Origin of the sequence: Salinadaptatus halalkaliphilus, from assembly GCF_006543045.1 — an archaeon.
GTDB lineage: Archaea > Halobacteriota > Halobacteria > Halobacteriales > Natrialbaceae > Salinadaptatus > Salinadaptatus halalkaliphilus.
Genome location: NZ_RBZW01000027.1, coordinates 1 through 24030 on the forward strand (window position 1 = coordinate 1; position 24030 = coordinate 24030).

Sequence of the window (24030 nt, forward strand, 5' to 3'; positions counted from 1 at the left end):
AGGTCGTAGAGTTCCTCAAGCGTTACCTCGTCGAGCCGACCCATTACCAACCCAACTACGCCTAACAGTAAATAACTTCCTTAATCACTATCAGTCGACGACTGTGGATCGGCGAACCGGTCAGAGAGGGCCGATGCAACGGATTCGACCGCCGCTGTTCGTGTTGGCCGAACCGGGACACGAAGCGGTGAGATGATAGCCTTTCCCTGATCCACGGCATTTCGGTCGATGACTTCGGTTCCGTCGTTGGTGTCGTCCGTGGGGGTTTGGCTCATTGAACGGATCCGAAACGTATCGTCCTCTCGGATTGCGTCCATCCGGTAGTCCGGAGATGGACGCGTTACTTCGACACCTCGAATCGGTTCGTCCGGAGCGGGAAGTGTTACCGTGAGGTAATCGATGTCGTCGAAGACGTTTTCGTCGGTCGATACCCGAATTAACGCTTCAACAAACCGACCAGCACGTTGGTAATCGGCGACCTCGAGATTACGCCTCCCCATGGTATCCATGGAGATAGCAATACCCGGTGTTCCAAGGATAGCCGCCTCCATGACGGCGCTCACTGTGCCGGATCGGGAGGCCGTGTGCTGGCCGGTGTTTGGTCCCGGATTGCAGCCGCTGACCACGATATCCGGTGCTGTTTCGAGCGCGTACAGCCCACAGATTACGCACTCACAAGGCGTTCCGTCAATTACGAATCCGTGTTCGTGGTCCGTATAGGGAACTTGAAAGGAGTAACTGTCCCCCGCTTCGGATACGTCGGCGTCAGCCTCGCCTATCGGATCCATCGTTCGACCGAGTGAAATAGATCGGCCTGCGCCACTCATATCCGTTTGTGGGGCAACGACGCGTACCGTGCCACATTCGGTGAGCGATGTTCGAAGTGCTTCTAATCCAGGGGCATCGATTCCATCGTCATTCGTTAACAGAATCGTCGGTGTCTGCGACATAGTCCACCACAGAGTAATTAGCGTAATAGTAATACCGGGTACCAGAAACGACCGATAGAAAAATATAGTGAGAAATGGAGCTCAATTGTGAATGATTCCATCGTTGAACTATCGATGTATTAGTGGTTTCTGTACCGAGGATCTCGAGATCGGTATCTGGACGAGGATAGTGACCGACTGTAACAACTTGTTTGACATAACTCTTCTTACGAGGGGGCCTCGAGAGTAGAGCATGGATTACGAGCGTGTGAAACTAGTACAACCTCACTACGGCGCAGTGAACGTCTACCGAATCGGGGCGACACTAGTGGACACTGGCCACGTCGCCGTCGAATCACGGAACCGTCTTCGAGACGCACTCGAGGGGCAACTCAGCGGTATCGAGAATGTCGTACTGACCCATCCCCACATTGATCATATCGGTGGCACGCTCACGGTCGACGATGTTACCCGGCTCCCACACACCGTCTACGAGGGTGCCGATAACCTCCTGCGAGAGTATCCGGACTACATCGAAACGGCCAGAGAGGAGATGGCTGCTCTCTCCGCAGGCCTCACAGGTGGCGAGTACGAACCCGACACCGAATACTTCCCGCTCGATATCGAGTACGCGACGGAACGGGTCGCTATCGATCGTGTCGTCGGTGATGGCGACACGGTTCAGATCGGACCGTACGACTGTGAGGTCGTCCACACGCCTGGTCACTCACAACAACACATGTCGTTGTACCACGCTCCGTCGGGCGTGATGCTCTCCGGAGACATCGTTTCGACGAACGGCCATTTCATGTACGGTCCGCTACACTGGGATATCGGGGCGTACAAGACTGGGCTAGAACGGATCCGGGAACGCGATCCCGATCTCCTACTGCCCGGTCACGGGGAACCGATGGACGATCCAGCCGCCCGGGTCACAGACGCCCTGGAAAAGGCACGACGGACCGAACGAGCCATCCAGGCTGCCGTCGAAGACCAAGGACCGATCGCGGCCCACGAACTCGCCGTCGAAGCACTCAGCGCAACCGACGAGACCGTTCGGTTTCTGTCGAACGTCGCTTCTGCCTACGCCGTCCACCTGGCCGAAATCGGAACGATCGACATCGACCGACGGCCCTACGTGGTCGCGATGCCGGCCTGATACGCTCGGTTGGTACTCGTTGCCGGTGCAACCGATAGACGGTCGCGGGCGCATCTGTACAGCTACCCGTATGAGTCGGGATGATATACACCTCGAGACCGCTTCGGCCCGGTCCAATCGCTCCTCGGAGCGTCCGCCGCAGTGACCGTCGACAGCGACTGTGACGACGGGTACCGGGGATGTTCGAACGAGGCGTTCGCTGCCGCTGCCGAGCAACGTTCGAGGCTGAGCCGTTTGCCCGGTCGTCGCCACGACGACGATGTCGATATCGCCTTCAGCCGTTGCTCACCCGGCCACGTCCGCTACGGCCCGCTCGCCGACGTCGAACAGTTGCTCTCGACGTTCTCGTCCAGGTTCGTCGAAGGCCGGCGACGATTCAGGACGCACTCGAGGCCGCTCCCGAGATACGACCGTTCTCGTGCCAGCAGAGACGGACGACAAGACGCTCGAGATCGATCAGTTCGTTACCCGCAGGCGGTCAAAGAAACGGCAGTATCAGAACGTCGTTTTCACGGAGATAGCCGAGCAATACGAACAAGTGCAGGCGGTTTTGGACGAAAGCGAGCGGCGGGTACGCCTCTGGATAGGGGGATCTGTCATAGTACTATTGAAAGTAGGCAGCAGTTTGTTATTTTAGTTGACAGTCGTCGCTGCTACTGTTGGCCGACAACAGAGCGGGAACGAAACTGTGCAGTGTGGACGAGCCGTAGCGCGTCTCGCCATATAGCAGTTACTCATACGGACCGTTGTAGTTCTTTACGGTGATCACCGACCCTGTCCGGGTGATCACCGGTAAAACGCTACAACAATCCGTATCAGGGGTCCCGAACGCGCCTGTCGTCGTCGGTAGGCCACGATTCCACCGCCGGTCGGACGATTTTCCCGGTGGTACTCCGTGGAAAATCGGCTTTCTGGACGAACTCGACGTAGTGGGGGTGTTTGTAGCGGGCGATACGACCGTCGAGGTGGTCGAGGAGGTCGGGTCCAGAACAGGTGGCACCATCGTAGGTAGCAACGTAAGCCTTCGGAACTTCGCCCCACCTGTCGTCCGGAACACGAACGACGATCGTCTCCGATACTGCGGGGTGGCTCATCAATGCCTGCTCGACCTCCGCTGGATAGACGTTCTCCCCGCCGGTTTTGATCAGGTACGTACGCCGGTCGACGAAATCGAGCGTGCCGTCTTCGTTGCGGACGAACATGTCACCCATTCTGAACCACCCGTCGTCGAAGTCCCCGGCATTGGCTTCGGCGCTGTCGAGATATCCCGAAAAGAGGGTTGGTCCGCGCACGGCCATCTCGCCAACCTCACCTTGGTCGACCTCGTTCCACGCCTCGTCGACGAGCTTGACATCGCACATTGGAGACTCGACTTTCGAGAGGTTCTCGTCGTCGACCTCTACGCCCGCCGGGATCGCGTTCCCCGTGACGGGCGGCGATCCCGTCTCCGTCGAGCCGAAAGAGTTGATGAACTTTGCGCTGAACAGTTCAGTGACGCGAGCAATCTTGTCGGGTGCAACGAGATCCGGCATCGCCCCGACGTACCTCACCGACTCGTAGTCGTCAACGTTCCACTCGTGGTCCTCAGCGTATTCGATGACCGGCTCGATAGTGGAAGGGAGCAACTGCATCCGCGGTGCCTCGGCCGCTCGATGACGCGCGAGGATCTCCTCGAGTCGGAACCCGTCGATGACGTGGTACGTGCCACCGTCGATGGCAGTGCCAAAGAGTGGTTCGACGCTGATCATATGGAACAGCGGACACCACGCCACGTAGTCCGGTCCGTTGTGCGGAAACGGCGATACCTGTCCACGAGCGAGGAACGCACGGTGGCTGATGACCGCGCCCTTGGGGAGCCCGGTGGTTCCCGATGTATAGAGCACTGCGAGCCCATCTTCGGGCGTGACCGACGTCTCAGGGACCGGTTCATCCGTCGTCCCCTCGGTCAGCAGTTTCTCGTACGTGAGGGCTGCACCGCCGTCACCGAACGAAACGACCAGTGGATCGATGTCGGCGTTGGCTATCCACTCGCGTTTCTCGTCGTGCTCGCTGGAAATGAAGACGACATCTGGATCGGCAACTCCGAGACAGTGGCGTAACTCCGCCTCCTCGAGGCGCCAGTTCTGCGTCGCGACCAGCGTTCCGGTCTTGGCACCCGCATAGAGGATCTCTGCGTACTCGGTTCGATTCTCCGAAACAATCGCGAGTCGATCCCCGTAGTCGATGCCTCGAGACTGGAGTGCCGTTGCCAATCGATTCACCCGTCGATTCAATTCACTGTAGGTGTAGGCATCCTCGCCAACGAGCGCCGTCTCGCCACCGTGTGCACGCGCCGCCTTCCGCAACACATTGCCCACCGTCAGCCGCCGACTCGAGGACAGATGTCCGTGGAGGTCTTCGACGGGTATCTCGACGTTGAGGGTTGTGGTCATGTTTTCCGGAAGTGCACCGTGTAGCATCTAATATGTTTGGCAAAGCCTGGCATACTGCAGTATCTGGTTCGGCCGGAGAGACAAGCAGATCCGAGAGCCAGTTCGGATACGGTGTCCGCAGACGGAATTTGGTGACGTAATCGATGACAATTCCGTCTCGATCATCTGGCCACGCCCATCATCGAAGTGGCGAAACGGCGGCGGAGAAACAACCGTCCAACGATGACTACTGTGCAGGTCGCGAAGGATATCACTGAAAAGAATCGTCGAAGCGAGAACTCGTCGCGGAGCGACGCTGTCAGTGTTCGGAGATCCGTGGCGGTTCGACGGTAGCCAACCACTCGAGAAGTGCGTCGATGATACGAATGCGTAGGTCGTACAGTTCACGTCGGTACCCGGATGCGTCTCGGTCGTCTATTTCCGTAGCGTGCAGATCTTGGAGCGAGCGTACGTTCTCTCGCTCAGACCGTAATTGATCTTTTAATTGCTGGATTTCTTCTCGTTGTGCTGAGACGGATAGGTGATGGAGATAGCCCAATTTTATCATCAAGACCGGACGAGATGATGGGTCAGAAACATCCTCAATAGTGGCGGTGAGCAGCGACTGTAAGTGGTCCCGGCCCGGGTCGGTCATTCGATAGGCAACATCAGAACCGTCGACGGAAACCTGTTCGACGTAGCCGTCCGTTTTGAGCTGGTTCATCGTCGGAACGAGAATGCCGGTACTCGCGCCCCAGTAACGGCCGAAGTTGTGCGTGAGCAGTTTGTGAACCGATTCGATCGTTGCCGACTCGGTCTCTGCGAGGACACCGAGGATTCCGAGTTTTGCGAGTTCTCGTTGTTCCATGCTGAGAGCGTCTTCAACTTCATGTGGTAAAATGACACGCCCAAACGAAACCCCAGATTGATCGCTATTCGCGACTTTGATACCGAATTCATCTACGGTATCGTGGCAGTAACCCAGTCCGCAGTATGCGAGAGTAGTGAGTGATGAGTACCACTTTAGGCTGTCGTCGCGTTAACAACCATCATGGAAGATACGTTCGATACGATAGTAATTGGGGGCGGTATCGTGGGTGCGTCCACCGCGTATCATCTCGCCAGCACGGGCGTCGATACGGTGCTCATCGACCGGAACGACGATGGACGGGCCACCAGTGCGGGTGCAGGAATCCTCTCGCCGGCCACGAGCAGCCGGACAGCGGACGACGACTGGTTCGCGTTCGCAACGGACGCCGTCGCGTACTATCCGACGTTACAGGAACGACTCGAGCGAGACGGAGCCAGCGAGACGAGTTACAGACGACAGGGCGCTATCGCGGTCGCAATCGACGACGACGAACTCGAGCCATACGCCGACGCGAGGGCGCGAATACGGGATCGTGACCTCGACTATATCGAGGAGATCGATCCGGCGGACGCCGTCAACCGGTTTCCCGCACTCGAGGAGCCGAGACGAGCCTTCTACAATCCAACGGCCGGGCGGGTCGACGGTCGCGCCTTTGCCGAGTCGCTACTCGAGGCCGGACGAACGCACGGGTTGACGACGATCGACGGCGAAGTCGAGAATCTGCAGATGTCGTCGGACGGTGTTTCGGGCGTCGAAACTGCCGGTGGCACCCATATCGACGCCGGAAACATCGTGATTGCGGGCGGCGCTTGGTCCCCAGCCTTTGGTGCACAACTCGATGTCGAGATTCCGGTCGAACCCCAGCGCGGCCAGGTCGCTCATCTCACGCTCCCGGAGACGGATACGAGCGCGTGGCCGATCGTCGGTGGCTTCCGTCATCACTATATCGTTCCCTGGCCCGACGGACGGATCGTCCTCGGAGCGACCCGGGAATCCGAGGTCGGGTTCGATCCAACGCTGACCGCACAGGGCGTCAACGAGGTGCTTACCGAAGGGCTCCGCGTTGCACCGGGGTTAACTGACGCGACGCTGGAAGAGCTTCGCGTCGGACTGCGACCCGTTTCCGCCGACGGGTTACCGATTCTCGGTGCCGTACCGAACGTCGACGGTGCGTACGTCGCAACGGGCCACGGTGCGACCGGACTGATGCTCGGGCCCTACAGCGGAAAAATTATCAGCGACGCGATCACGGGAACGTCCGCTGCCATCCCGCCGTCGCTGTCTGTCACTCGGCTCGAGTGATTGGCCGGGAAGACGGATTCCAACGGTGAAATCCGCTCGACCGGCGGTGAGAAGACGACAGCAAAGCGTTTTCGTCACTACCCAGTAAACGGGCACATATGGACGAGGCAAACGTCGTGATCGAGTGTCGCGACTGCGAGTTTCGATCGTCGTTCCCACACGTGGGGAGTGCACGCGTCGCGCTCGAGGATCACGAGTCGGCGCTTGGCCACGACGTCGACTGGCAGATCAATCGCGTCGATGCCGGCGTCGAACGGGCGGGAGCAGACGCCGGAATCTGCGGCGGTTCCGGCCGTGTGAATGCGGATTCGCCGCTTCTCGAGTGGAGAGAGGCTGACGACGAGTCGTGACGCGGATGCTCCCCAGACCGTTCGGACGAACTCGATCCCGAGTCGCGATCGTACGACCTCGGGTGGATGGAGGAGGATCGCGTGCTGCGGTGTCCCTGCTACACCTGGGAGTTCGACGCGCTCACGGGGGACTGCCTCCACACCGACCGCCACCGGCTGATCGAACACGAGGCGCGGGTCGAAGACGGCGAGATCGTCGTCGTGTTGTAGGTGGCTCGAGGGAGCAGTCGCCTCGTTGCTGTCCGCCGACCGCAGTAACGGTCTCGGCCACGTTTATTTTTGCTTGCCGAGGGGGTCAGCGGCTAGAAGGAACCAGCCTTGTCCGAACGATGCCGTCCCGAGACCGACGCCGGGACCGCCGGGTGGCATCGCGATCCGTTGTACGTTCCCTTCCGAGTCAACGATTCCCTTACAGACATCTAACCCGCGTTGTGCGGCGTCCAAATACGGATCTTCATCAAGCAGTCCCATCTCGACTGCCGTCCCGAACGCATATGAAAACATGAGTGTTCCAGACGTTTCCAACGGAGACTGTCGATCATCGAGCACGTTATGCCAGTATCCGCTAGCATCCTGTTTCGTTACCACGCCACTGCAGAGGTCTCGGAACACGTCTACCAACTGCTCCCTGTCGGGATGATCGTCGGGGAGAATCGATATCGTATCGATGATTCCCGCCGCGGCCCAGCCGTTGCCGCGTGACCAGAACGTGCTTTCAGGGAACGAATTGGGCTGCTCCCGCCAGATGTGTCGAAACAGCCCTGTATGTGGGTCTTGGAGGTGATTAGCCTGCACCGTAATATGCGTGATCGCCTCGTCGATTGCGTCGGCGTCGTCTGTGATCGTCCCATACTGGGCGACGAACGGGGGAACCATGTACAGTGAGTCGACCCAGAGTTCCGTCACGTGACTGTTGTAGGAGATTCCGCCATCAGCCGTCCGGTCTGCGTCTAGAAGTGCCTCATATTGCCGTTCGGCAGCGGCAAGATACCGTTGCGTTCCGGTTCGATCATAGAACTCGAGCACGCTCTGGCCGATCGTCGCGCCATTACACTGCCACTGACCGGAATCGTAGTCCGGCCACTCGGCGGGATCCAACACGCTCGCCGGAACAGGATCGGTGGATCCGTACGAGAGATATCCGGAACTGGTCTGCGTTTCGATCGACCGGTCAACGAGTCGTTGAGCGGCATCGATACAATTTTTCTGCCCGGTCACAAGGAGTCCATTGATCGCGACCGCCTTCCGCCAGTCTTCGCTCTCCATGTTACGGTCCAGTGTGCGCTCGGCAACACGGTCCACGAGCTCCGGGAGTGAGTCCGTCATAATACAATAATAAGACTAGTCATCGATAAAAGTATACACCGGAGAGAACGTTGACATCGTGTTCGAGCACGTTTCTGTGGCCCCATTATATCAATCTGATACAGTGTGGTAAAATCATGCTTAGAAGGTTAGAAGGTATACAACCATCCAGGTGCGTTACCGCTGCGTCTCCGCATCCCAACCGTCGTCGGGGATGATCGCCTCGGCGTCGACCTCGACCATCGCGCCCGCCAGGACCAGGCTGTCGACTTCGACGAGCGTACTCGCTGGGTAGTGTTCCGGATCGTCGTAGAAGTCTTCCCGGCCTGCGCGATAGCTGTCCAGGGCGCCGTCTTCCATCATCATCGACTCCCTTATGGACATCCTCGAGAAGCTCGAGTTCGAGGCGGTCGCTCTGGGCGGCTACAACAACTGCTGTGGCATCGAGGACATGAAGCGTGGCAACATCGAAACCGCCGAAACGCTCGATGACAACCGCTTCGAGAATATCAGTGCGCTGGATCCCGACTACGCGGTCGCGGAGTGTTCGTCCTGCCATTCGATCACCGAAACCGCCTCACTGGGCTACCGGTCGCCGGACTTCGAGTTCCCGTTCATGCCGGAATTTCTCCTTGCACACCGCGAACGGTTCCGAGACGCCATCGAGGTGACAAACCCCGTCACCGTCACGTTCCACGACCACTTCGACTACCGAGGCTGGATGTCCGACGAACAGATGGACATCATTCGCGACCTCTTCGCCACGCTGCCGGGCGTCGAGATCGTCGAGATGGAACACACCAAGTCCGACCGCCTGCCGTGTGCCCTGTCTGCTTCACCGGACGAACACCCCTACGACGACATCAACCGCCAGATCTACCGCGAAGCTGAAGCGGCCGGCGCGGACGTACTTGTAAACATCTGGCACGGCTGTCACCGGTGCCTACTGCCCCAGGAACACGAATTTCCTGTCACAACCAAAAACTACTCGACGTTCCTGGCCGAGCGGCTGGGGTTCGAGTACTCCGACACGAACTGTGAGTACCTGCGACTGGCCCGCGAGGAAGATCTAGATGCGGTCGTCGAGGCCGCACGATCTATTTTCGAGGCAAATAATCTCTCCGAAGAGAGAGCCCACCAAGTCGTCGAGGCGCATTACTGGTCTTCAGCGTAGGGTCCATTCCTGTTTTCAGCAGCGTTCAGCACTGTAGTTCTGCTATCGCTTTCGGTGGAGTAGAGTAGCCACTGCAAGTCGATGCACACCTGATCGCACGACAGCTGTGCGATCAGCGTGTAACTAGTTGCAGTTGGTCCTATAGCGGAAGTAACCGAACCCAGGAGTGCATCTCGCCGAAGAAGAGCCGCGTATATTTCGAGAGCAACCCGCTTTGCCAAGGTACGTCGAGACCGTGGTGAATTAGGTGCCACAGAGTACCGATATCAAGCGTTCCACCTTGATCAGACTTATTCTAGAAGTTACATCAAGACAAAATCAAAGAACGACCTGACGGCCTCCCAGGCGACAACTCGGCGAAGGCGCATCACGATCAAGAAAATCAACGATAATCGTACTACTGGCAGTGAAGAGGGAGACGAGGCCACGGCTAACTGCACTCGGAAAAGCTACGTCCAGAGCAGTTTCGATACGTTTTCATAAACATCACAAACAAATCATGTTGGAACGTTCGTTTTTACGGGATAAGCGGAATCTCCGTACTGACGGCTGCCAATCGCCTGTGTGGCGTCATACTCGGTAGTGAAGGCTATCGGTGTCTACCGCGAACCAATCATCCGGTTTACTGTCCGTCAGTTCCGGCGCATCCGCGACCCGTGCGGCGATTACGCCGGTAGATCGGTACAGCAATCCGTCTCAGTTACCCCCGGTCTGAATACAGGCGTACCATTTCGGGGAGCAGAGAATTGTTCACCCCGTTTTCACGCACTGAGAACCGAATCGTCCGTTTATGTAGTCGTCGTTCGTGAGTGACTGATAGTGATGGGGAAACGACCTAGTGACGCCGTTGTCGAAACTCTCGCGGCTGCGAACGACACCGACCCAGTCGACCTCGAGCCGCCGCTTTACGAATCGATCGATCTCGAGGCTCTCGACGCACTCGTCGAGTCGACGAGCCAGTCGTTGACACTCGAATTTACCCACGCTGGCCACACCGTTCGGGTCGACGAATCGGGAGCCGTAACCCTTGTGTCGGCTGATTATGCGCCCGAAGACGGTGACGAGCCGCCGACCCGAATTTCGACCAGGTAGTGTACCGTCGTTTGCAGACGACCCCCTATGTCGATTTTCCGACACGATACGGGACCGCTCGCGAACCCTGATGCGGATTGCCGTACCGATCTACCGGCGTAACCGCCGCACAGAGCGTGATTGGGCCGGAGATGACGGACAGTAAACCGTATGACGACGAACGGGAGTCCGTGGAGGAGGTGGCGAATCGGCTTTCTCGTCCGGTCCCACAAAATCACCTGGCCAGACCGACATCTACAGAGAGACACCGAGAGTGCCTCGGGGCTTGACCCCGAGGTGTGTTACCGTGTACTGCGTCGGATTCCTATGATAAAGCATATATTCGATAGTGGATGCGAATCCTGAATCAGTACGTGTGTTCGAACAACACCCGTTGTATTCTTCTCGAGCACGTATCGTGTGGTAGAAGAGACAATGCATAGAAGGAAACACAGAAATGAGTAAATATATAATGCATCAATAACATGCGTAGATTATGCCAGCAGACAGCACGGGGCCATGTGTGGACGAGGGGGAAGTGACTGTGAACCGACGAACCGTTCTCGCGAGTGGTAGTGCTGCCGTTTCCGCTATCGCCGTCGCCGGCTGCCTCGGTGACGAGGACGAGGGCAACGGGAACGGTAGCGACGACGCCGCCACGGAGGTTGCGATCATCTCGAGTCCGGCCGGGTTCGACGACAACGCGTTCAACGACAACGCCGTCGAGGGGCTCGAGGCGGCGTCGAACGATTTCGACCTGTCGTACACGACGATCGAAGAGACCGAAGAGGCGCAGTACGAATCGATCCAGGCCGACGCTGCCGAGAGCGGATACGATCTCATCGTCACCGTCGGTGACAACCACACCGATCCGATGGCGACGAATGCCGAGCAGTATCCGGATCAGAACTGGATGCTTATCAACAATATGATCGACGGCGCCGACAACGTCTCGGGCTGGATCGAAATGAACAACGAGATGTCGTTCCTTGCAGGCGTCGTCGCCGGCGCGATGACCACGGAGGACTTCGAGCACGCGGATAGCAGTACCGATCCTGGCGAGTCGACCGTGGGGTTCGTCGGCGGTGAGGATATTCCGCTGATCAACGCGTTCGAGGAGTCCTACATCGAGGGCGTCGAGTGGGTAAACGACGACGTGGAGGTCCTGACGGGCTATGGAGGGAGCTTCTCCGATACGCAGGCGGCAAACGACGTCGCCGAATCCCAGATCGACGACGGTGCGGATATCGTCTGGCACGCAGCCTCGGCGGCGGGTGCCGGCGTCTTCTCGGCAGCACAGGACAACGACCGGTTCGCGATCGGTGTCGACGTCGACCAATCCGTCACGGAAGAACAGTATCAGGACGTCATTCTCGGCTCTGCGGTCAAGGCACTCGACGAAGCGACGTATCAAGTGGCTGAAGCCGTCGTCGATGACGACTTCGAGAGCGTCGTTGGCGAGCAGAACCTGAGCGTCGACGAAGGCGCGATCGACTTCGTGGTCGGGCAGGCCGTCGAAGGAGACCTTCCAGACACCGTCATGGACAGCCTCGACGAGGCCATCACGAGCTTCGAGAACGACGAGATCGAGCTGACGTGCGGTCCAACTAGCTGTTAACCACACATCTCATTCAGTCTTTTATGAACACGCACGGATCCGATCAGGGACGATGACAGCAAGCCAGACGACGCCCGCAGTTCGGCTCGAGGGGATTACGAAACGGTTTGGCGACGTCGTCGCGAACGATAGTGTCGACTTTACGCTCGAGCAGGGTTCGATTCACGCCCTGCTTGGCGAAAACGGGTCCGGGAAGACGACCCTGATGAGTATCCTCTATGGGCTCTACGACCAGAACGAGGGATCGATATCCGTCGACGGCCACGAGCAGACGTTCGACTCCCCTCGAGACGCGATGGAGGCGGGAGTCGGGATGATCCACCAGCACTTTCAGCTCGTCCCCTCGATGACGGTCTTACAGAACGTCATTCTCGGCCACGAGCCGGTCGACAACGGATTGATAAACGACGGCGCTGCCCGGGGTCGAATCGAGGACATCTGTTCGCGCTACGAGTTCGACGTGGACCAGTATCTGGACACACGCGTCGAAGAACTCGATCTCGGCGCCCAACAGCGCGTCGAGATCGTCAAGAGTCTCTATCGCGGCGCCGACGTTCTCATTCTCGACGAGCCGACCGCGGTGTTGACGCCACAGGAAGTCGAGCGTCTCATGGACGTCATGGCCGACCTTCGCGAGGACGGCCAGTCGCTGATTTTCATCTCGCACAAGCTCGACGAAGCACTCGAGATCGCCGACCAGATCACGGTGTTGCGCGATGGGGAAGCCATCGGCACCGTCGACACCGCGGAGACGACGGAACAGGACCTGGCTCAGATGATGGTCGGGCGGGAGGTGCTGTTCGATCGCTTAGAACGCGAATCCAGCACCGGCGACCCCGTCCTCGAGGTCGACGGGCTGTGTATGCGTGGCGACCGCGACCGGCGACAGGTCGACGATATCGACCTGACACTGCGATCGGGCGAAATCCTCGGTATCGCTGGCGTTCAGGGCAACGGACAAAGCGAACTCGTCGAGGGTATCACCGGCCTCCGGTCGGTCGAGGAGGGAACGATTCGACTGGCCGGAGACGACATCACCGGGATGAACCGGCGTCGACGAATCGAGAACGGCATCGCGTACATTCCGGAAGATCGCCAGTCCGAGGGACTCGTTCAGGACTACTCCCTCGTACGCAACGCGTTGCTTGGCAACCAAACGATCGCCCCGTACGCGAACGGCCAGATCCTCGATTGGGACGAAGTCTCGGATCACGCCGCGGAGATCGTCGAGGAGTACGATGTCCAACCACCAAATCCGGATGCGACCGCCGGATCGCTCTCCGGTGGGAATCAACAAAAGTTCATCGTTGGCCGAGAGATCGGCCACGATCCCGACGTGCTGGTCGCCTCACACCCCACCCGGGGAGTCGATATCGGCTCGGTCGAGTTCATCCACAACCGACTGATCGAACTCCGCGAGGAGGGACTCGGGATTCTGGTCGTCTCGTCGAAACTCGAGGAGATCCGGAAACTGTCCGACCGCATCGCGGTCATGTACGAAGGCGAGTTTATCGACGTCGTCGATCCCGACGCCGTCACCGAGGAGGATCTCGGACTGCTGATGGCTGGGCATGAACCCACAAACGAACCACCACAGCAGTCAGATCCCCAGCCTGACGGAGGTGGGTCTCGTGACTGAATCGGACGCTGGTGGCGCTCGAAGGGCCCTCGATGCGGCCGCCGACCGGATGCTTTCGGCGACGGTGCTCGAGCGGATCGCGATCGCAATCGCGTCGACGCTGTCGGCGATCCTGATCGGGTTGGTCATCGTCGCCGTGGCGGGATACAATCCGGTTCAGTTCGTGAATCAACTCGTCGTTGGCTCGTTCGGTAGCGAGCGTGCGATCGTCCGGACGCTCCGGTACTCGACGTTGTTCATTTTGACTGGCGTCGCCGTCGCCGTCGCGTTCCGTGCTGGCGTGTTCAACATCGGCGTCCAGGGACAGTTCATCATGGGCGGGTTCGCCACGGTAGTGTCGATCGTGGGGATTGCGCCCCTCCTCCCGGAGAACGCCGTGGGTGGGACAATTCTCATCGCCATCGGCACGCTCGCCGCGATCGTTGCGGGTGGACTGTATGCTGCCCTTCCCGGGGTATTGAAGGCTTACGGTGGCGCTAACGAGATCATCACGACGATCATGTTGAACTTCATCGCGATCGGGTTCGTCGGCTGGCTCGTTGCCGGCCGGTTCAACGATCCCGAGGCGACCGCAACGCGGACCAGACAGTTGCCGGAGTACGTCGAGTTGCCGTCGCCGATCGTTTCCGACCCGAACTTTTCGCTAGTCGGGCTACTGGTGATGCTCGCGACGGTCGCAGCCGTCGCCGTCATCATGGCGCGGACCAGTTTCGGATACGACATGGTGACCAGCGGATATCAGCAGTCGGCAGCGGGCTACGCCGGTGTCGATCCCAAACGGATGATCGTCTCGACGATGACGTTTTCTGGCGTCGTCGCGGGACTTGCCGGAGCCGTCTTCGTCATTATGATTCAGGGCTACTACACCGATCCATCGGGCGTCGGCAACTACGGCTTCGACGCCATCGCGGTCAGCCTGCTCGCGGCCAACAACCCGGTCGGCGTCGTGCCGGCTGGACTGCTGTTTGGCGGCCTCGAGTCGGCCGGCTCGCACATCCAGATCAACAGCGACGTGCCGGTGCAGTTGATCGACGGTATCGTCGGGCTAGTCGTGTTGTTCGTCGCCGTGCCGGAACTGTTCAGGATGATCGCAAAACGGACCGGACTCGGGGGTGAAAACCGATGAGCGTCGCCGACTACACCGCCCGGACGAGCGTTCGGCTGGGTGGGCTCGTGCTGTTCGTCCTGATCGCGTTCGGCGTTGCACTCACGTTCACCGACGAGATCGCACTCGAGCGCCTCGTTACGTTCGGCTTTCTCTCGCGGTCGTTAGAGATGGCGACGCCGATCGCTCTCGCGGCGGTCGGTGGGCTCTACGCCGAAAAAAGCGGCGTGTTCAATATCGGCCTGGAAGGGTTCATGATCTTCGGCGCGTTCTCGGCAGCTGCGACGATGTACGCGCTCGGGGGAACATCACCGACGCAAGGTCACGTCTGGGCCGCACTCGTCGCGGCGGTGCTGGTCTCGGTCGCGCTGACGGTACTCTTTGCCGTGTTGTTGATCCATTTCAAGGCGGATCAGATCGTCGCCGGATTGGCCGTCTGGTTCGTCGGTCTCGGATTCGCACCGTTTACGGCGGCGGTCATCTGGGGCAGTCGCTCCAGCCCCGGGCTCACGAGCATCGATCCGATCGCGTTCGGCCAATCGCCGTTGATCTTGCTCACGATCGGTATCGTCGTCGCGTCGTGGGTGGTCCTCTACCGGACCCGATACGGCAACTGGATCCAGGCCGCCGGCGAAAATCCAGAAGCGCTCGACACCGCTGGTATCGATGTCAACCGCGTCCGGTACGCGACGGTGATCTTTTCGGGCGCGATGGCCGGGCTAGGTGGTGCCGTACTGCTCGCACACGCGGGTAACTTCGGCGGCACGGGCGAAACGATGGTCGACGGTCGTGGCTGGATCGGGATCGTCGCCTACCTCTTTGGCAACTACAATCCGATCGGCGCTGCCGCCGCAGCGCTGTTGTTCGGCGCCCTGGACATGCTGAACGTCCAGTTCCAGACGGTCGGCATCGACTTGCCGTCCCGGCTCGTCAACCTCTTGCCCTACGTCGCGGTGATCGTCGTGCTCACCGCGTGGGGCAAGACCCGCATGCCCGATGCCGTCGGCGAGCCCTACGAGAGCGAAGAGTAAGCCGCCGGTCGTATTCTGCAGTTCGCTCGTTGAAACGGGCGAAGAACGCAGTAGTATCGATGAACAACGGCGCTGGCGTCGTTGACATCCAGACCACGTAGCTGGAGAGAACGTCGTTGGTATCCGTCGCACTCATCTCTTCACCCCCCGATACCGCCGACACGTGATTTCGGGACAAACTCATTCGGAATGTAGTAATTCATTTATCGGTCGCTATCCTACGAGCCCGTATGCACGTTGGAGTTCACACGCCACCGTTAGCCGACAAATCGCTCGAGGGGGCGCTCGAATATCTCGCCGACCGTGACGTCGACGCCATCGAGCCTGGCGTCGGCGGCTATCCCGGCGACGATCACCTCTCTCGCGACGCGTACCTCGACGACGAGGACGCACAAGCCGAGCTCGTGGCTCTGCTCGAGGAGTACGAGGTGGGAATCAGTGCGCTGGCGACGCACAACAATCCGCTTCATCCCGACGAGGAGCGCGCCGAGCGGGCCGATACCGAGTTGCGCGAGGCGATTCGGCTGGCCGACCAACTCGAGGTCGACACGGTGACGTGTTTTTCCGGACTGCCGGCGGGCGCGCCGGGCGACGAGGTGCCAAATTGGATTACGGCGCCGTGGCCGTCCGAACACGCCGAGGCCCACGACTACCAGTGGACGGTTGCCACCGACTACTGGTCGGATCTCGCGCAGTTTGCAGACGAACACGGGGTCGACATCGCGATCGAGATGCACCCCAATATGCTCGTCTACGAACCACACGGGATGGCACAGTTACGCGAGGCGATCAACGAACGCATCGGCGCGAATTTCGACCCGTCCCATCTCTACTGGCAGGGTGTTTCGATCACCGACGCGATCCGCTATCTCGGCGAGCGAGATGCGATCCACCACGTCCACGCCAAGGACACTCGAGTCTACGAGGAACAGGCCCGCGAAAAGGGCGTCCTCGATACGACCGCCTACGACGACGAGCCCAACCGCTCGTGGCTGTTTCGCTCCGTCGGCTACGGCCACGACGAGGCCCACTGGAAAGACGTCGTCTCGACACTGCGGATGGTCGGCTACGACGGCGCCTTGAGCATCGAGCACGAGGACTCGCTGACCAGCGGCCGGGAGGGTCTCGAGAAGGCGATCGAACTCCTCCACCGAGCGGTCTTCACGACCGAACCCGGCGACGCTTACTGGGCCGAGTAAGCGGGTGCCACCGCTGTGAACGCCCATCAGAGTTCGAAGTGGAAAATACTAACTACGGCTATTGTAAATTGAGGTATATGACGCTCGAGGTTGGTATTCTCGGTTATCGGTTCATGGGAAAGGCTCACGCGAACGCACTGGCGCGGCTACCGATGTTTTTCCCGGAGGCGCCCGACGTCGAACGGTCGGTGTTGATCGGCCGCGACGAGTCGGCGCTTGCGGACGCGGCGGATCGACTCGGATTCGACTCGACTGCGACCGACTGGGAAGCGGTCGTCGACGATGTCGACGTCTTCTACAATCTCGGACCGAACCATCTCCACGCCGAACCCGCGATTGCGGCTCTGGAAGCCGGAACGCCGGTCTTCTGTGAGAAGCCCCTCGCGCCGACGCTCGAAGATGCCACGCGAATGGCCGACGCTGCAGCCGACGCCGACGTGCCGGCAGGGTGTGCGTTCAATTATCGGTTCGTGCCGGCGATTCGGTACGCAAAGCGGTTGCTCGAGGCTGGCGAACTGGGCGAGATTCGCCAGGTTCGGGGCCGGTATCTCCAGGATTGGCTCGTCGACCCCGACGCGCCGTGGTCCTGGCGCAACGATGCGGAGCTGGCGGGCTCAGGCGCGTTAGGCGATCTCGGCTCCCATACCGTCGATCTGCTCCGGTTCCTGGTCGGCTCGGACGAGCTTGCGGGCGAAATCGAACGGGTAAGCGGCCACCTGCAGACGTTCGTCGACGAACGACCACTCGAGAACAGTGACGAAACGCGTGCAGTCACCGTCGACGACGCCTACTCCGCGCAACTGGCCTTCGAAAACGGGGCGATGGGCACCCTCGAGGGCACCAGGTTCGCAACCGGCCACAAGAACGACCACAGTATCGAGATTCACGGGTCGAAGGGGAGTCTCCGATTCTCCCTCGAACGACTCAACGAACTCGAGGTCCTCCGGGCGGACGACCGGGGCTACCAGACGATTCTCGTTACCGACGAGGACGATCCCTACGTCGACCACTGGTGGCCGCCAGGACACGTTCTCGGGTGGGAACACACGTTCGTCCACGAAAACTACGAGTTCCTTTCCGCGGTCGCTGACGGCGATTCGTTCGAGCCGAGTTTCGCGGACGGACTGGCCGCCCAGCGCGTCCTGTCGGCCGTCGAGGAAAGCGACGACCGTGGCGAGTGGATCACGCTCGAGTGAACACGTGGGGCCGTCGCCACGACCGCAGCCGGTGGGATGGTCACACTGTCGAATCGCAACGCCGGTGTGTCTCTGTCAGCGACGGTCCTCGGCGACGGTAACGACGGGCACCGGCGACATCCGAATGACGCGTTCGGTGACGCTGCCGAGTAACTCTCGAGAGGGGCCCGTGCGGCCGGCAGTCGCCATGACGACGATGTCGATGTCGTTTCGCTCGACGTACTCGAGGATCTCCTCGTGTGGTTGCCCGCGGTCGACGGCGGTTTCGACATCGGTAAGTCCCGCCGCTGTGGCACGGTCGGCGACGGCGTCGACGGCCCGCTCGCCGGCGTCGAACAGCGAACCGTAGACGTCGGCCTCGACGTCGTCGTCCAGATCCGACTCGAACGCCGGCGACGACTGGACGACGTACTGCGTGTGCAACGTCGCATCGTAGGTCTCGGCGAGGTCGATCGCGTGTTCGAGCGCGATATCCGATCGATCGGAGCCGTCTGTCGGTGCGAAGACGGAATCGTACATACACGAGAATGCCAGCCGGCGTAGGAAATCCTTGTGGCCCGCTTTCGACGGACGGACCAGACGGTATAGATAGCTCCCGTCCAACAGTCACGTGTGCTCGAGCGTCAGTGGGGTCGCATCGTGATCGCGGCAGTCGGTCTCGTGGTCGTCGCCGCGTCCGTCGGCGTGTTCGTCGTCGATGCCGAAACAGCCGAGCCGGAGCCGGTCGTCTTCGAGGAGACGGTCTCGACCGGTCTCGCACTCGAGGACGAACTCGCACTCGGTGCAGACGTCCAGTTGCCCAGGGCCCAGGTGTTTTACTCACAGTACGACTACGTCGTCGGCTACCACGGAATAGAAACGTTCGTCGAGTCGTTCCAGGACGACGGTCATACCGCCCGGTTCGGACATCCACAGGCGGTCTACGTCACCGATTACGCGACGGTCGATCCACAGCTTGCGTCCGATGGACACCCGACGGCCGACCGATCGCCCGAGTGGACCGACGCCGAGGATGCCTGGTTCGTCGTCGAGAGCGACGCCCGAACGCCACGCGGTGAAACGGTACTGCCGTTTTCGGATCGCGACGCTGCAGCGTCGTTCGCCAACCGACGCGGCGGCACGATCCTCGACTGGCCGACACTCCTCGAGCGTGCGTTCGACCGCGACGATGCGACCGCCGTCGCCGACCAGCTCGACGATCGCCACGCGGACGCCGACGCACGCGTCGAGTCGATCGGAGCGTTGCGCGACCGGCCGGTCTCGACCGTCGTCGGCGAGGACGCGGCGACGATTCAGGACGCACTCGAGGCCGCACCCGAGAACACGACCGTTCTCGTGCCGGCGGGGACGTACAACGAGACGCTCGAGATCGATCGGTCACTTACCCTCCGTGGGGAGGGTGACGTGACGATTCAGGGCGATGGCGACGGCTCGGTCGTCACGTCGACGGCGGATCGGTCGGCCGTGATCGGCGTCACCGTCGCTGGCTCGGGGACGGAACAACCGGCGTCGGGTGACCTCCCGGGCGACGACGAGGAAGCCGGCGACTGGGACGAGGTTTTCGAGCGGAACCACGCCCACAGCGACGCCGGTATCGCGTTGCATACGGCTGCTGACTCGCTGGTCGAGGATGTCACGGTCGATTCGGACGTTACCGGAATCCTCCTTCGCCGAAGCGAGGGATCCGTCGTCCGAGACGCGACTGTCGACAGTCCACGCGATCGGACGGACGGCCACGCCGGCATCCTCGCGTTTCGCTCACCGATCGTCATCGAGAATGCGACGGTGACCGACGGCCAAGACGCGATCTACGCCCACCGATCGCCGGAACTGGTCGTCCGCGATAGCGATCTCGAGGGGAGTCATCTCGGGATCCACCTGATGCACACGTCCGATGCAATACTGGCGAACAACCGACTCCGAAATCAGTCCCATACCGGGATCTACGTCATGACCGGTCCGGAGCGAATCGCGATCGTCGACAACGACGTACGCGGCGCTGCATACGGTATCGAGGCCGCCGGCAGCGACGCCTACGTCGCGGACAATCGGCTCACGGAGAGTCAGATCGGACTGCGCATCGGATCGACCGATTCCCGTCTCGAGGGCAACGTCCTCGCGGGGAACGAGGTCGGTGCCGAAGTTCGGACGGTCGTCCCGACGAACCAGGTGCTGGCCAACGACTTCATCGAGAACGCCGTCCACGCAACTGCAGGTTCGGGCCCACTTCGCATCTGGTCCCAGAACGGCCAGGGTAACTACTGGCAGGGCGCGACTAGCCTCTCGGGCGACGCCACCGTCGATCGATCCTACTCACCGACGGCACCGGTCGATCAGCGCCTCCACCGAACCGACGGCACGGTGACGCTCTCCCGCGGACCTGCTCTCGACGCGATCGCTGGCCTCGAGGGGTCCGTTCCGGGGATGCGATCCGGCAGCATCGTCGATCTCGCGCCGACCTGCGAACCGAACAACCAGGACGCCCTCGAAGGGACGCCGTGGGACGATCGAGCCTGGTCCTGCGAGTATCCCCTCCAGACAGTAGATCCATGAGCGAACACCGCCACCATTCCTCGTCAGAACCGATTCTCCACGCACAGGCACTCGAGCACGACTACGGTTCGATCTCGGTCCTCGAGAACGTGACGCTCCCCATCTCTCGCGGGGCGGTGACCGGCCTCATCGGCCCGAACGGCTCGGGGAAGACGACGCTCCTTCGGGTGCTCGCCGGCTTACTCGAGCCGACGGCCGGAACGGTCACCTACAACGGCGAGGAAACGGCGCGTCGGATCGGCTACCTGCCCCAGCAGCCGGCCTTTCGACCCGGATTTACGGTCGCCGAGACGCTGTCGTTTTACGCCGCGCTGGTCGGCGAGGACAAATCGACCGCGATGGACCGACTCGAGCAAGTGGGATTGAGCGACGCCAGGAGGCGGCCGGTGGAGGCACTCTCCGGAGGGATGACGCGGCTCGTCGGAATCGCCCAGGCGACGATCGGTGATCCGCCGGTGATCGTCCTCGACGAACCCGCGAGCGGACTCGATCCCGGGATGAGCAGCCACGTCTTCGACGTTGCGACAGAACTCGCTGGCGCCGGCACCGCCGTGATCCTCAGCTCCCACGATCTCGAACTCGTCGACCAACACGCCGACGAGGTCGTCGTCCTCGACGACGGGTCGATCGCCACTCGCGGCCGGCCAGCGGCCATTCGCCAGTCCCTCGGGGTCGATACCGTACGTGGCGTCTACGAGGCGTCGATCAGCGGCGAGACGACGACCGTCCGCGTCCAAGGGGTGAGTTCCTAACGATGGCAGCCGACGAATCAGCCGCTGTCGACGCCGGCGAGCAGACAACCGCGTCCACGGCGCGACGGCGACGCCTCGAGACGATTTTCCGCCGGGAGCTCCGAACCGTCGCTCGGACGCGAACGTTTCTGTTGCTTGCGGCGGCACTCGCGGCCGTCACACTCGGTGTCACCTGGGTCGGTGGCGGATTCACTGCCGGCTACCTCCCCGCCGTGGTCGACCTTCTCACGCCGATGGAGTTGCTCGTCCCGATCGTCGCCATCGCCTTCGGCTACCGGGCAATCCTGGGCGACGAACAGCGGGGCGAACTCGACGTGCTCGAGACGTACCCGGTCTCGGCCCGCGAACTCGTCGTCGGCGTCTACGCCGGGCGGGCAGTTGGGTTGGCCGCAACCGTCGTCGTTGCACTGGGTCTCGTCGGGATCGCAATTGCCGTCACCGGTGACGATACCCTCAGGATGTACGCGAGTCACTCGGGGGCGGATTCGCCGATCCTGTTCGCACGGTTTCTCGTGTTGACGGTGGTTTTCGCACTCGTCGTGCTCGCGGTCGCCATCGCTCTCTCCGCGCTGGTCAGTGAGACCAAAAGCGCACTTGCGGTGGCCGTCGTCGCGCTCGTCGTGTTGCTGATCGGACTCGACCTGGCGCTCGTCTACGGACTGGCAGCCGGCCTCATCGGTGACGGTGAACTGATCCACTCGCTTGCGGTGAGTCCACTGAGTGCGTATCGGGGACTGGTCCTCGAGACGACGGTCGGCGTCGCGTCGGGGACCGGCCCGCGGATAGCCTCGCCGCTTGCGAGCCTGCTCGGGTTCGCCGTCTGGACCGGGGGATCGCTGGCCGTCGCAGTCTGGGGCGTCTCGCGCTGATGGGGTTTTACGTGTGAGCGTTCGTTGTCCGAATGATGTCGCGTGGAATCGGCGAATTTGACGGTATTCAGGGCGCGATCCCCGACTGGCTGGCTATCGGTATTGCCCTGCTCACACAGCTTGGTGATATCTGGTTCATCGCACTCCTTCTCGGTGGGTTGTACTGGTGGCAAGTAGCCCCTCGAGCGGACATCGCGACCGTCGCTGGTGTGTGGCTCGCCGGGATCGGCCTGTACAGGGGACTCAAAGAGGTGTTTGCCTTTCCGAGACCGAACGAGCTACTGCTGGATCCAGCGGAACTACCGATCGTCGTCCAGCAGGTGTACGAATCGACTGCGTTCGCGACTGGATACGGGTTCCCCAGCGGCCATGCAGTCGGTACGACTATCGTGTATTTCGGGCTTGCACACGTCCTTCCAATACGTACGCGACGACGGCGGTTTGTTATCGCGGGGGGATTGGTAGCGGCCGTCTCCGTCTCTCGTGTCGCACTCGGGTTGCATTACGTGGTCGATGTCGTCGCCGGCGTTGGAGTTGGACTCGTCTTGCTTGTGACGGTCCAAGCGCTCATATCACGGTCACAGCTAGATCAAGTCATCGTCGCGGGTCTCGTGGCGATCGGGTTCGGTGTCTTCTACGTCGTTACGAGTGCCGGAGCCCCAGCCGCAATACTCACGCTCACGATAACAGTCGCTGCGGTTGCTGGCTGGCGTTGGCTCGACAGCGGCTGATACTGGTTTCGATCCGGCGACGACCTCAAGCCTGTCCTACATCAGCGACATGACCAGCTCCGGGGTGACGTCCTCGTGGTCGTAGCGGTCGCCGCCGTACTCGGCCTGGAAGTCGTCGGCGTCGTCGGCGTCCCGGAACCCGATCATCGACCCCCCCATCGATCCCAGCACCTCACTGTCGACGACGAGCGCGAGCTCACCCGCCTGCGCGAACGCGTCGCGTTCGAGGTGGTTGCTGATCTCGAGTTCGCCGTCGTCGGTGCTGACCGACCAGTCGACGCTCGAGTAGTCCGTGAGATAGATCCCCTGTGGCTCCGCGTCCTGCTCGAAGGTGTGGGTGTACGTACACAGCGAGCTACAGAACTGTGCCGGCCGGTCCTCGCCGACGACATCGGCTGCTTGTTCGTAGTGGGTTTGGCCGACCGGTCCGGGGTGCTGGCCGATCGCCATCGTACAGTTATCACACGCTTGATCGTCGGCGATCGCAATCGGTTCTGGCACGTCACCATCGTCACCGAGGCAGCCGGCAATCGTGGCGAGGCCCGCCATCGCCGTTCCACCGAGTACCGTTCGGCGCGTCAGAGCGGTCGTCCGAGCGGCGCTTGCGTTCTCGTAATCCATACGAACTACTCCGAACTGGGCTAGTAAATCAGATCTGGTACGATCGCCGAAACGGCCCTGGATCGCTTCGAGCACGTACCGATCTCGCCGCCCGTTTTCGACGTTTCGACCAGATGGTACTTGGACACCGTCGCCTCACTTTGA

General features: G+C 60.8%; 23 protein-coding genes and 1 pseudogene. 16 read left to right on the forward strand and 8 right to left on the reverse strand.

From position 1 onward, the window contains the following. Window positions 1-80: 80 nt before the first annotated feature. Window positions 81-950: a 5'/3'-nucleotidase SurE gene (surE, locus tag D8Y22_RS11190; protein ID WP_141464796.1), complete on the reverse strand. Its 870-nt coding sequence runs from the start codon at window positions 948-950 to the stop codon at window positions 81-83. Between the two features lie 232 nt (window positions 951-1182). Between surE and D8Y22_RS22850 the strand changes: the two genes are divergently transcribed. Next, complete coding sequence (locus tag D8Y22_RS22850; protein ID WP_141464797.1) at window positions 1183-2088, forward strand: MBL fold metallo-hydrolase; 906 nt, start codon at window positions 1183-1185, stop codon at window positions 2086-2088. Between the two features lie 168 nt (window positions 2089-2256). On the opposite strand, the pseudogene D8Y22_RS23145 reads toward D8Y22_RS22850, so the two are convergent. The 3 genes and pseudogenes from D8Y22_RS23145 to D8Y22_RS11215 form a co-directional block, all read right to left on the reverse strand. Next, a pseudogene (locus D8Y22_RS23145) lies at window positions 2257-2355 on the reverse strand (universal stress protein); the annotation flags it as partial. 548 nt (window positions 2356-2903) lie between these two features. Next, window positions 2904-4520 carry a class I adenylate-forming enzyme family protein gene (locus D8Y22_RS11210; RefSeq protein WP_174811830.1) on the reverse strand — a complete coding sequence of 539 codons (1617 nt, stop codon included), beginning with the start codon at window positions 4518-4520 and terminating at the stop codon, window positions 2904-2906. A gap of 298 nt (window positions 4521-4818) precedes the next feature. Then, window positions 4819-5367: a hypothetical protein gene (locus tag D8Y22_RS11215; RefSeq protein ID WP_141464799.1), complete on the reverse strand. Its 549-nt coding sequence runs from the start codon at window positions 5365-5367 to the stop codon at window positions 4819-4821. A gap of 183 nt (window positions 5368-5550) precedes the next feature. On the opposite strand from D8Y22_RS11215, the gene D8Y22_RS11220 reads away from it, so the two are divergent. The 3 genes from D8Y22_RS11220 (at window position 5551) to D8Y22_RS22380 (ending at window position 7232) form a co-directional block, all read left to right on the forward strand. Then, complete coding sequence (locus tag D8Y22_RS11220) at window positions 5551-6672, forward strand: NAD(P)/FAD-dependent oxidoreductase (RefSeq protein ID WP_141464800.1); 1122 nt, start codon at window positions 5551-5553, stop codon at window positions 6670-6672. A 98-nt stretch (window positions 6673-6770) separates the two neighbouring features. Then, window positions 6771-7022, forward strand: a complete 252-nt coding sequence (locus D8Y22_RS11225; protein WP_141464801.1) for a DUF7542 family protein — start codon at window positions 6771-6773, stop codon at window positions 7020-7022. A gap of 66 nt (window positions 7023-7088) precedes the next feature. Beyond that, window positions 7089-7232 (forward strand): Rieske (2Fe-2S) protein, encoded by a 144-nt coding sequence (locus D8Y22_RS22380; protein WP_174811831.1) that lies wholly within the window; start codon window positions 7089-7091, stop codon window positions 7230-7232. A gap of 63 nt (window positions 7233-7295) precedes the next feature. Here the strand turns inward: D8Y22_RS22380 and D8Y22_RS11230 are convergent, their stop codons facing one another. Together D8Y22_RS11230 and D8Y22_RS11235 are read right to left on the reverse strand one after the other, a co-directional pair. Continuing rightward, window positions 7296-8348 (reverse strand): glycoside hydrolase family 88/105 protein, encoded by a 1053-nt coding sequence (locus tag D8Y22_RS11230; RefSeq protein ID WP_141464802.1) that lies wholly within the window; start codon window positions 8346-8348, stop codon window positions 7296-7298. A 156-nt stretch (window positions 8349-8504) separates the two neighbouring features. Next, window positions 8505-8711 carry a RidA family protein gene (locus D8Y22_RS11235; RefSeq protein ID WP_141464803.1) on the reverse strand — a complete coding sequence of 69 codons (207 nt, stop codon included), beginning with the start codon at window positions 8709-8711 and terminating at the stop codon, window positions 8505-8507. On the opposite strand from D8Y22_RS11235, the gene D8Y22_RS11240 reads away from it, so the two are divergent. The 8 genes from D8Y22_RS11240 to D8Y22_RS11280 all read left to right on the forward strand — a co-directional run bounded on the left by D8Y22_RS11240 (window position 8704) and on the right by D8Y22_RS11280 (window position 18360). After that, window positions 8704-9501, forward strand: coding sequence for a (Fe-S)-binding protein (locus tag D8Y22_RS11240; RefSeq protein WP_141464804.1), 798 nt, complete (start codon window positions 8704-8706; stop codon window positions 9499-9501). The two genes, D8Y22_RS11235 and D8Y22_RS11240, sit on opposite strands and share 8 nt — an antisense overlap. Before the next feature lie 822 nt (window positions 9502-10323). Beyond that, window positions 10324-10593 (forward strand): HalOD1 output domain-containing protein, encoded by a 270-nt coding sequence (locus D8Y22_RS11250; RefSeq protein WP_141464806.1) that lies wholly within the window; start codon window positions 10324-10326, stop codon window positions 10591-10593. Between the two features lie 475 nt (window positions 10594-11068). Then, complete coding sequence (locus D8Y22_RS11255; RefSeq protein ID WP_141464807.1) at window positions 11069-12190, forward strand: BMP family lipoprotein; 1122 nt, start codon at window positions 11069-11071, stop codon at window positions 12188-12190. A 52-nt stretch (window positions 12191-12242) separates the two neighbouring features. Next, window positions 12243-13829, forward strand: a complete 1587-nt coding sequence (locus tag D8Y22_RS11260; RefSeq protein ID WP_141464808.1) for an ABC transporter ATP-binding protein — start codon at window positions 12243-12245, stop codon at window positions 13827-13829. Window positions 13830-13878: 49 nt separating this feature from the next. Beyond that, window positions 13879-14955: an ABC transporter permease gene (locus tag D8Y22_RS11265; protein WP_141464854.1), complete on the forward strand. Its 1077-nt coding sequence runs from the start codon at window positions 13879-13881 to the stop codon at window positions 14953-14955. After that, entirely contained in the window at window positions 14952-15965 is a 1014-nt protein-coding gene (locus tag D8Y22_RS11270; RefSeq protein ID WP_141464809.1) for an ABC transporter permease, read from the forward strand. The genes D8Y22_RS11265 and D8Y22_RS11270 overlap by 4 nt, the downstream gene beginning before the upstream one ends. A gap of 230 nt (window positions 15966-16195) precedes the next feature. Then, complete coding sequence (locus D8Y22_RS11275) at window positions 16196-17164, forward strand: sugar phosphate isomerase/epimerase family protein (RefSeq protein ID WP_141464810.1); 969 nt, start codon at window positions 16196-16198, stop codon at window positions 17162-17164. A gap of 77 nt (window positions 17165-17241) precedes the next feature. Next, complete coding sequence (locus D8Y22_RS11280; protein ID WP_141464811.1) at window positions 17242-18360, forward strand: Gfo/Idh/MocA family protein; 1119 nt, start codon at window positions 17242-17244, stop codon at window positions 18358-18360. A 75-nt stretch (window positions 18361-18435) separates the two neighbouring features. Here the strand turns inward: D8Y22_RS11280 and D8Y22_RS11285 are convergent, their stop codons facing one another. After that, on the reverse strand, window positions 18436-18879 hold the full coding sequence (locus tag D8Y22_RS11285) for a universal stress protein (protein ID WP_141464812.1): 444 nt from the start codon (window positions 18877-18879) through the stop codon (window positions 18436-18438). Window positions 18880-18972: 93 nt separating this feature from the next. Here D8Y22_RS11285 and D8Y22_RS11290 point away from each other — a divergent pair, with 93 nt between their 5' ends. The 4 genes from D8Y22_RS11290 to D8Y22_RS11305 are packed head-to-tail and all read left to right on the forward strand — an operon-like array spanning window position 18973 to window position 23265. Next, on the forward strand, window positions 18973-20913 hold the full coding sequence (locus D8Y22_RS11290) for a NosD domain-containing protein (RefSeq protein WP_141464813.1): 1941 nt from the start codon (window positions 18973-18975) through the stop codon (window positions 20911-20913). Next, window positions 20910-21665 carry an ABC transporter ATP-binding protein gene (locus D8Y22_RS11295; protein ID WP_141464814.1) on the forward strand — a complete coding sequence of 252 codons (756 nt, stop codon included), beginning with the start codon at window positions 20910-20912 and terminating at the stop codon, window positions 21663-21665. The genes D8Y22_RS11290 and D8Y22_RS11295 overlap by 4 nt, the downstream gene beginning before the upstream one ends. Before the next feature lie 2 nt (window positions 21666-21667). Then, the gene (locus tag D8Y22_RS11300) at window positions 21668-22534 is read left to right on the forward strand and encodes an ABC transporter permease (protein WP_141464815.1); all 867 of its coding nucleotides are present in this window, start codon (window positions 21668-21670) and stop codon (window positions 22532-22534) included. Window positions 22535-22569: 35 nt separating this feature from the next. Further along, window positions 22570-23265 carry a phosphatase PAP2 family protein gene (locus D8Y22_RS11305; RefSeq protein WP_141464816.1) on the forward strand — a complete coding sequence of 232 codons (696 nt, stop codon included), beginning with the start codon at window positions 22570-22572 and terminating at the stop codon, window positions 23263-23265. 36 nt (window positions 23266-23301) lie between these two features. On the opposite strand, the gene D8Y22_RS11310 is transcribed toward D8Y22_RS11305, so the two are convergent. Continuing rightward, a complete protein-coding gene (locus tag D8Y22_RS11310) occupies window positions 23302-23886 on the reverse strand; it encodes a nitrous oxide reductase accessory protein NosL (RefSeq protein ID WP_141464817.1) in 585 nt (194 codons plus the stop codon). Window positions 23887-24030 lie beyond the last annotated feature (144 nt).

Bases quoted from the DNA above. Each gene is read 5' to 3' on its own strand.
- D8Y22_RS11230 (WP_141464802.1), bottom strand. From the start codon at position 8,348: ATGACGGACTCACTCCCGGAGCTCGTGGACCGTGTTGCCGAGCGCACA.
- D8Y22_RS11235 (WP_141464803.1), bottom strand. From the start codon at position 8,711: ATGTCCATAAGGGAGTCGATGATGATGGAAGACGGCGCCCTGGACAGC.
- D8Y22_RS11310 (WP_141464817.1), bottom strand. From the start codon at position 23,886: ATGGATTACGAGAACGCAAGCGCCGCTCGGACGACCGCTCTGACGCGC.
- D8Y22_RS11250 (WP_141464806.1), top strand. From the start codon at position 10,324: ATGGGGAAACGACCTAGTGACGCCGTTGTCGAAACTCTCGCGGCTGCG.
- D8Y22_RS11295 (WP_141464814.1), top strand. From the start codon at position 20,910: ATGAGCGAACACCGCCACCATTCCTCGTCAGAACCGATTCTCCACGCA.
- D8Y22_RS11255 (WP_141464807.1), top strand. From the start codon at position 11,069: ATGCCAGCAGACAGCACGGGGCCATGTGTGGACGAGGGGGAAGTGACT.
- D8Y22_RS11275 (WP_141464810.1), top strand. From the start codon at position 16,196: ATGCACGTTGGAGTTCACACGCCACCGTTAGCCGACAAATCGCTCGAG.
- surE (WP_141464796.1), bottom strand. From the start codon at position 950: ATGTCGCAGACACCGACGATTCTGTTAACGAATGACGATGGAATCGAT.
- D8Y22_RS11215 (WP_141464799.1), bottom strand. From the start codon at position 5,367: ATGGAACAACGAGAACTCGCAAAACTCGGAATCCTCGGTGTCCTCGCA.
- D8Y22_RS11265 (WP_141464854.1), top strand. From the start codon at position 13,879: ATGCTTTCGGCGACGGTGCTCGAGCGGATCGCGATCGCAATCGCGTCG.
- D8Y22_RS11260 (WP_141464808.1), top strand. From the start codon at position 12,243: ATGACAGCAAGCCAGACGACGCCCGCAGTTCGGCTCGAGGGGATTACG.
- D8Y22_RS22850 (WP_141464797.1), top strand. From the start codon at position 1,183: ATGGATTACGAGCGTGTGAAACTAGTACAACCTCACTACGGCGCAGTG.
- D8Y22_RS22380 (WP_174811831.1), top strand. From the start codon at position 7,089: ATGGAGGAGGATCGCGTGCTGCGGTGTCCCTGCTACACCTGGGAGTTC.
- D8Y22_RS11300 (WP_141464815.1), top strand. From the start codon at position 21,668: ATGGCAGCCGACGAATCAGCCGCTGTCGACGCCGGCGAGCAGACAACC.
- D8Y22_RS11240 (WP_141464804.1), top strand. From the start codon at position 8,704: ATGGACATCCTCGAGAAGCTCGAGTTCGAGGCGGTCGCTCTGGGCGGC.
- D8Y22_RS11210 (WP_174811830.1), bottom strand. From the start codon at position 4,520: ATGACCACAACCCTCAACGTCGAGATACCCGTCGAAGACCTCCACGGA.
- D8Y22_RS11225 (WP_141464801.1), top strand. From the start codon at position 6,771: ATGGACGAGGCAAACGTCGTGATCGAGTGTCGCGACTGCGAGTTTCGA.
- D8Y22_RS11305 (WP_141464816.1), top strand. From the start codon at position 22,570: ATGTCGCGTGGAATCGGCGAATTTGACGGTATTCAGGGCGCGATCCCC.
- D8Y22_RS11285 (WP_141464812.1), bottom strand. From the start codon at position 18,879: ATGTACGATTCCGTCTTCGCACCGACAGACGGCTCCGATCGATCGGAT.
- D8Y22_RS11280 (WP_141464811.1), top strand. From the start codon at position 17,242: ATGACGCTCGAGGTTGGTATTCTCGGTTATCGGTTCATGGGAAAGGCT.
- D8Y22_RS11220 (WP_141464800.1), top strand. From the start codon at position 5,551: ATGGAAGATACGTTCGATACGATAGTAATTGGGGGCGGTATCGTGGGT.
- D8Y22_RS11270 (WP_141464809.1), top strand. From the start codon at position 14,952: ATGAGCGTCGCCGACTACACCGCCCGGACGAGCGTTCGGCTGGGTGGG.